This is a genomic window from Nakamurella sp. (assembly GCF_044224575.1).
Taxonomy (GTDB): domain Bacteria; phylum Actinomycetota; class Actinomycetes; order Mycobacteriales; family Nakamurellaceae; genus Nakamurella.
This window is the reverse complement of the sequence record NZ_JBGAKE010000034.1, coordinates 37,608-44,155: the sequence shown is the minus strand read 5'-3', so window position 1 is coordinate 44,155 and position 6,548 is coordinate 37,608. Positions and strand designations below refer to the sequence as shown.

Here is a 6,548-nt window from a genome sequence, read left to right as displayed (position 1 = left end):
GGGCGGAGGATGGGGGATTCGAACCCCCGAGGGCGTTAACCCAACACGCTTTCCAAGCGTGCGCCATAGGCCACTAGGCGAATCCTCCTGGTGTCGCCGGGAGAGTGTATCGGTCCGACGCCCAGGGACAGAATCGGACAATTCAGGCGACGGTGGCTGTCATCGCGCCCGGGCGTCCTCCGGCCGGTCGGGTGGGGCCGCCGACCGGCGGCGCCGGTGGGTGATGACCACCACACCGACGACCGCGACAAGTAGCACGATGGCGCCGATCAGCAGCCAGGGGGAGTGGGCGGCCAGCGCCATCGCGGCATCCAGCGCGGCGAAGCCGATGGTGGCGTAGATGAGCGCCCATATCGCGCAGCCGATCAGCATGGCGATCGTGTAGCGCACCCACGGCATGCGGATCAGCCCGGCCGCCGCGTTGGCGACGGTCTGGAATCCGACGGTCAGGAAGGAAACGGTGACGACCGGGGCGCCGTAGCGGTTCAACAGCGCGATCGCGCGGGTCGTCCGGGGACCGTTGAGGCGGGCGGCGAACCGGGTGTGCAGGGCGCCGGCGATCACGCCGCGGCCGATCCAGTAGGTGGCTTGCGCCCGGAGCAGGACGATCAGGAACAGGGCCGCGACGGCGATCCCGAAGGGCATTCCCTCGAACCAGGTAGGCATCTGCTCACCGGCCGGTTCGGGACCGGAGTGAGTCGATCGCCACTGCTGTCCACTCCCCGTTCGCCCGGTCCGTGTGCCCCGACCAGGCTACGGGGTTCCCCAAGTGCAGGCTAACCTCAGCCGCGATTCGGAATGGCCGTCAGGCGGCGTGGGCGGCCAGGATCTCGCGGATCTCGGCGGTCTCGGCGTCGCTGTAGCGAGCGAGCAGGGCTTCCATGTCCAGGCGGTCGGCCTCGGTGCGGTAGCTCGCGATTTCCTGCTCTAACGAGCGGTGGGCGACGCGCTCGACGTGGTGCCGGTGCCAGGTCTGCAGGATGTGGATGGTCATCGTCATCTCCGGTGCGAGAGGGTGTGGGTGATGGACCTCGCTTCGTTGCCTTCCATCTGAATCGATTCTATTCCTTTGGTCAGACCAAAGGAAGCCGTGGTCGATGTGGTCTTCGAGACACCGGTCCACGCCCTGACCGACGCAACCCGGCCGGGCGGCGGATCGCCCCGCCGTAGCCTGCCTCGGGCGGCCCCGGTGGAGCTGGCGCGAGCAGTCGGGTCGAGCTATTAGACTGTTCTCCGGACCCCCGCGGCGTCCATCTCATCAACCCCCCCAGGGCCGGAAGGCAGCAAGGGTCCGTGAGCTCTGGCGGGTGCGGGGGTCCCCTTCTTTTCCCCGCCCGCGTCCGTAGTGGCTCAACTGTCCTGATGGGCCGCCGCCGCCGCGGCAACGTGTCGAACGTGGACGGGGACCGCCGACCCGGCCGGGACATGCGGGCATGGCTCGGCCGCCCCCGGCATGGTGTGCAGGGGGACGACCCCGGCCCACCGGCCACGGGTCTCGTCGTCACGAAGGTCGTGCTCGTCGTCGATCGGCGGGCCCGAGCGCACCTTCAGGCTGGCCTCGGCCAGATCAAGGGCCAGCACCTTCGTTGCGGCCAGCTCTTTGCGATTCGGACCGCGCGCGTGCGCCCATCCGCCCGGCGCGACCTGCTCGACGATCGACCGTAGGCCGACCAGCCGCTCGGTCGGATCGGTGACCTGCCGGGCCACCCCGTGCACCACCGCGCTGCGATAGTTCATCGAGAAGTGGAACACCGACCGCGCATGCACCACCCCGTCCAGCAGGGTGACGGCCACGCTGATCGGCTCACCCGCGGCCGCCGTCCGGAGCGACGCGGCACCGGTCGACCCGTGGAGATAGAGCGTGTCGCCGCAGCGACCGAACGCGGTGGGCAGGACGACCGGGGCGCCGTCGCGGACGACTCCGAGGTGGCAGATCCGGGCCTCGTCCAGTACCGCGTAGAGCTCGGACCGCTGGGCGCGGGCCCGCGCGGCCCCGCGCCGGATGGTGCTGCGCGGCGTCGGCGACAGCGGCGTCGGCGACAGCGGGGTCGAGACCGCGGAGGAGGCGTCCACGGAGGTGGGTCGAGTCGGTCGGCGCGGCTGGCTCATGGGGCCAGCCTGGCCGAGGAAGTGGCATGATGCGAGGGCCAATTACCCACCGTTTTCGAGGGCCACTTGTGGATCTGCCGCCGCTGACGATCGACCGGTCCGCCGGCCGACCATTGGGGGTCCAGCTGGCCGACGGCATTCGCGGCGCCGCGATGGCGGGCTCGCTCCGGCCCGGAGATCGGCTGCCGTCCACCCGGTCGCTCGCCGCCGAGTTGGGGGTGAGCCGCACCGTGTGCGCCACCGCCTACGACCAACTCCTGGCCGAGGGTTGGCTGGCCGCTCGGCCCGGCAGCGGCACGTTCGTCGTGGGGGTGCCGGGGGCGCTGCCGAACGGCCCGCAGCCGCCGTTTCGGGCCACCCTTACGGCGCCGGCGGTGGACGGCCGAGCCGGTGGTGCGGACACCCGGGCCATCACCCTGAGGGCGGGCCTGCCCTGCCTGGACGCCATCGACCGGCCCATGTGGCGACGCGCCTGGCGGGTCGCGGCCGACGCGCCGATCGAACGGTCGGCCGACCTTGAAGGGCTGCCCGCGTTCCGGGCCGTCGTCGTTGAGCACCTGTTGCGCCACCGGGGCCTGCCCGTTGATCCTTCCCGGGTGCTGGCGACGGCCGGCAGCACCGCCGCGCTGGCGGAGCTCGCCGCCCTTCTTCCGGCCGGTTCCTCGATCGCCGTGGAGGACCCGGGCTACGCCGGCGGCGCGGCCGCGCTGCGCTCCGCCGGACACCACCTGGTCGGCGTGCCGGTCGACGCCGACGGTCTGGTGGTCGACGCCATCCCGGCCGGGATGGCGGCCGTGGTCGTCACCCCCGCTCACCAGTACCCGATGGGCGCTCGGCTGACGGCCGCGCGGCGGGTCGAGCTGGTCGAACGGGCCCGGCGGGACGGGATGCTCGTCATCGAGGACGACTACGACGGCGAGCTTCGCTACGACGTGGCCCCGCTTCCACTGCTCGCCGCCCTCGCGCCGGATGTGGTCACACATCTGGGTACGGCATCGAAGATGCTGACGCCGGGCCTGGGGTGCGGCTGGCTGGTCGCGCCGCCGGCGGTGCGGGCCGACCTGGTGCGGCATCGCCGGGCCACCGGCTCCCGGCCGGCCGCCGCCGGGCAGCGGGTGATCACCGCCCTCGCCGCGAACGGTGACCTGGGCCGGCATCTTCGCCGGCTGCGGCGCGAGCTGTCGGCCCGCCGGGCCGAGGTCGTGGCGGCGGTCCGCGGCGCCGGTCGCACGCCGCTCGGAGACGCCGCCGGCGCGCACGTGGTCGCGGAGGTCGACGACGAGCGGGCACTGATCGCGGCCGCTGCGGAGCAGGGCGTCGAGCTGGACGGATTGGCCCGTCACCACCTGCATCCGGCCGGGCGGCAGGGGCTGGTGATCGGCTACGCCGGGCCGACCGCTGGCGACCTGACGACCGGACTGAAGGTGTTGTCGGCCCTGCTGTGACGGCCGGATCGGGCGCCGCCCTCGGCCGGCGCCGGACGGGCCCCGACCCGGTCCGGTGGGCCGGGCGTGACGGGGGTGCGCCGGGACGGCGGTGTCGGACACCTGCCGTAGCCTCGCTTGCGTGGCCCTGGCTCTGTATCGGAAGTACCGTCCGGCGACCTTCGCCGAGGTGGTCGGGCAGGAGCATGTCACCGACCCGTTGCGCACCGCGCTGGCCGCCGGCCGGGTCAATCACGCCTACCTGTTCTCCGGCCCCCGCGGATGCGGGAAGACCTCGTCGGCGCGGATCCTGGCCCGCTCGCTGAACTGCGTGCACGGGCCGACGCCGGAGCCGTGCGGCGAGTGCCCGTCGTGCATCGCGCTGGCGCCGGAGGGGCCCGGTTCGCTGGACGTGGTCGAGTTGGACGCGGCCAGTCACGGTGGCGTCGACGACACCCGGGACCTGCGGGATCGGGCCTTCTACATGCCTGCCGAGTCCCGCTATCGGGTGTTCATCATCGACGAGGCCCACATGGTCACGCCGCAGGGCTTCAACGCCCTGCTCAAGATCGTCGAGGAACCGCCCGAGCATCTGGTCTTCATCTTTGCCACCACCGAGCCGGACAAGGTGCTCACCACCATCCGGTCGCGCACGCACCACTACCCGTTCCGGTTGATCGCGCCGAGCACGCTGCGGACCATGCTGGAGCGCTTGTGTGTGCAGGAGGGCGCCACCGTCGAGCCGGCCGTGCTGCCGCTGGTCATTCGAGCGGGCGGTGGGTCCGCGCGGGACACCCTGTCGATGCTGGACCAGCTGCTGGCCGGCGCGGGGCCGGAGGGGGTGACCTATCGCAGCGCCGTCGCCCTGCTCGGCGTCACCGACGCCGCCCTGCTCGACGAAGTGGTCGACGCGCTGGCCGCCGGCGACGGCGCGTCGGTGTTCGGGGCGGTCGATCGGGTCATCGAGGCCGGTCACGACCCGCGCCGGTTCGCCACCGATCTGTTGCAGCGGCTGCGTGACCTGGTCGTCCTGTCCGCGGTGCCCGGGGCCGCGGCCAAGGGTCTGATCGACGCCCCCGAGGATCAGTTGGAGGCGATGACGGCCCAGGCCGATCGGCTCGGGGCGGCGACCGCGACCCGGATGGCGGAGGTGCTGCACTCCGGTCTGGTGGACATGCGCGGGACGACCTCGCCCCGGCTCGTGCTCGAACTGCTGTGCGCGCGGATGCTGCTGCCGGCCGCGGCGGACGGCGACGGTGCGCTGCTGCAGCGGCTGGAGCGCATGGAGCGGCGGATGGAGATCGCCGCCGAGCACACGGCGGCAGCCGCCCCGCTGCCCGCGCCGGCGTCGCCCGTGCTGCAACCCGCCGTGTCACCGGGTGCCACGCCGATCCCGGCGACGCCACCCCTTCGCCCGGCCGCCTCGCCGCCACCGGCCCCGGAGCCGGCCGGATCGGGGTCGACGGAGGTTCCTCGTCCGGCCGCCGGCGGGGGCGCAGAGGGACGGCCGGCCGCTCCCGCGGCGGCCGAGCGTCAGCGCGCCCGCGAACGTCGGGCCGCGCCCGCCGGTCCGGATCTCGGACTGCCGGCCCCGCCGACCCTGCGCTCGACCCGGTCCGGTTCGGGCGGTCGGCCGGCGGCGTCGGGCGAGGCTCCGGACGGCGATCGACCGGCGGACAGGGCACCGGCGGCCCGCCCGGCCGAGCCGGAACGGCGCCGGCCACCCGAACGCCCGGCCGCATCCGGCGCCCGTCGACCGTCCGACGAGCGGCCCGTGAACCCGTCCTCGGAGGACCGGCGCCCGGCGCAGGGCCCGCCGGAACGTCCGCCGGTGTCCGGTGCCTCCCCGCCGCCCCGATCCGATGGCCGTCCGGCGGCCGCATCCGCTCCCGAGCCGGCATCCTCGGGGAGCGGCTCGGCCAGCCCCACCCCGGCGACCGGGATCGACGTCGCCGACGTGCGGCGGCTCTGGCCGGAGGTGTTGGCCAAGGTGCAGGTCAAACGCCGGACCACGCAGATCCTGCTGGAATCGGCCACCGTCGTCGGCCTGGAAAACGGCGTCCTGCGGCTGGCGATGCCGTCGGGTGCGTTGGCCCGGCGCGTGCTCGAAACCGGCGAACGCCGGCTGCAACTCAAGCACGATCTGGCTGCTGGATGCCGAGCCGGTCGGTGCCGCCCGGGCCGCGACCACGGCGCAACGGCCGTCCGCGCCCGCCCCGGCCCGCGATCCCTGGGACGGCTCGCCCCCGCCCGACCGGCCGAGAAGACGACATCCCGGACGACTACGGTGATGACGGCGTCCACCGCGACCGCACCGCGCGATCCCGTCAGGTGCGCTCGCGCTGGCCGCGTTGGGCGACCCGTCCGGGTGACGGCGGTCAACGCCGATCCCTCAAGCTGCGGTGCCGCCCTCAAGCACGATCACCTCCGAATCGCCGATAGGACGGACGTCGCGGGTCCGGCTGTGATGCCGACCGGAGAGCCGATCATGGATGGAAGACGGTTCGGCGCCGACGGTCGCGATCGTCGGCGGGTCGCTGGCCGCGACCGCCGCAACGGCCGTCCATACGCCGTGCGGAGCCGCCTGGCCTGCGGACACCCTCGCCCGCCCCGGCGTCCCGCAAGGTCGGCAGCCGCAGCTACCTGCTCCGCGGACTCCGAGCAGCGGAGGACCTGCTCCCACTGCTCGACGATTTGCCCGCCGAGACCACCAGGCTCGCTGTGCTCAGCGAACAGGGGTGGCTCCCGGTGCGTGCGACGACATCCCGGACGACTGTTCGGTGTCGTCCGGCAACGCGTGATCGATCTACCGGGCGTCCACCGCGACCGCTCGGCCGGGTGGTCCGGACCGGCGTGACCCCGAGCAGGTGGCGCTCCTCCGGCCGCCTGCTCTCCGCCTGGTTGGCCTCCCTCGGTGTCGTCGCGCCCGGCCGATGGACCCCTCGGTTATGCGGTGACGGTCGATCTGCGGGCTGGGCGGCATTCTCATCGTCCGGAGACCGGTCCGGGTTGGCG

5 protein-coding genes, 1 tRNA gene and 1 other RNA gene are annotated in these 6,548 nt (G+C 73.5%); 3 read left to right on the top strand and 4 right to left on the bottom strand.

The window, feature by feature from the left end; genetic code table 11:
- Positions 1-3: 3 nt before the first annotated feature.
- The 3 genes from ACILSK_RS24245 to ACILSK_RS24235 form a co-directional block, all read right to left on the bottom strand.
- Positions 4-88, bottom strand: a tRNA-Ser gene (locus ACILSK_RS24245).
- A 71-nt stretch (positions 89-159) separates the two neighbouring features.
- Positions 160-666, bottom strand: coding sequence for a DedA family protein (locus ACILSK_RS24240; protein ID WP_395729756.1), 507 nt, complete (start codon positions 664-666; stop codon positions 160-162).
- Between the two features lie 139 nt (positions 667-805).
- Complete coding sequence (locus ACILSK_RS24235) at positions 806-994, bottom strand: hypothetical protein (protein WP_395729755.1); 189 nt, start codon at positions 992-994, stop codon at positions 806-808.
- A 238-nt stretch (positions 995-1,232) separates the two neighbouring features.
- Between ACILSK_RS24235 and ffs the strand changes: the two genes are divergently transcribed.
- Positions 1,233-1,325, top strand: an RNA gene (gene ffs, locus ACILSK_RS24230) — signal recognition particle sRNA small type.
- Between the two features lie 25 nt (positions 1,326-1,350).
- On the opposite strand, the gene ACILSK_RS24225 is transcribed toward ffs, so the two are convergent.
- A complete protein-coding gene (locus tag ACILSK_RS24225; RefSeq protein WP_395729754.1) occupies positions 1,351-2,109 on the bottom strand; it encodes a pyridoxamine 5'-phosphate oxidase family protein in 759 nt (252 codons plus the stop codon).
- A 68-nt stretch (positions 2,110-2,177) separates the two neighbouring features.
- Here ACILSK_RS24225 and ACILSK_RS24220 point away from each other — a divergent pair, with 68 nt between their 5' ends.
- Complete coding sequence (locus ACILSK_RS24220) at positions 2,178-3,554, top strand: PLP-dependent aminotransferase family protein (protein WP_395729753.1); 1,377 nt, start codon at positions 2,178-2,180, stop codon at positions 3,552-3,554.
- 121 nt (positions 3,555-3,675) lie between these two features.
- Entirely contained in the window at positions 3,676-6,390 is a 2,715-nt protein-coding gene (locus ACILSK_RS24215; protein WP_395729752.1) for a DNA polymerase III subunit gamma and tau, read from the top strand.
- The last annotated feature ends 158 nt before the right edge of the window (positions 6,391-6,548 follow it).

What these genes read in the sequence shown, in the direction of transcription:
- ACILSK_RS24240 (WP_395729756.1), bottom strand. Translation starts at nt 666, where the DNA reads ATGCCTACCTGGTTCGAGGGAATGCCCTTCGGGATCGCCGTCGCGGCC.
- ACILSK_RS24235 (WP_395729755.1), bottom strand. Translation starts at nt 994, where the DNA reads ATGACCATCCACATCCTGCAGACCTGGCACCGGCACCACGTCGAGCGC.
- ACILSK_RS24225 (WP_395729754.1), bottom strand. Translation starts at nt 2,109, where the DNA reads ATGAGCCAGCCGCGCCGACCGACTCGACCCACCTCCGTGGACGCCTCC.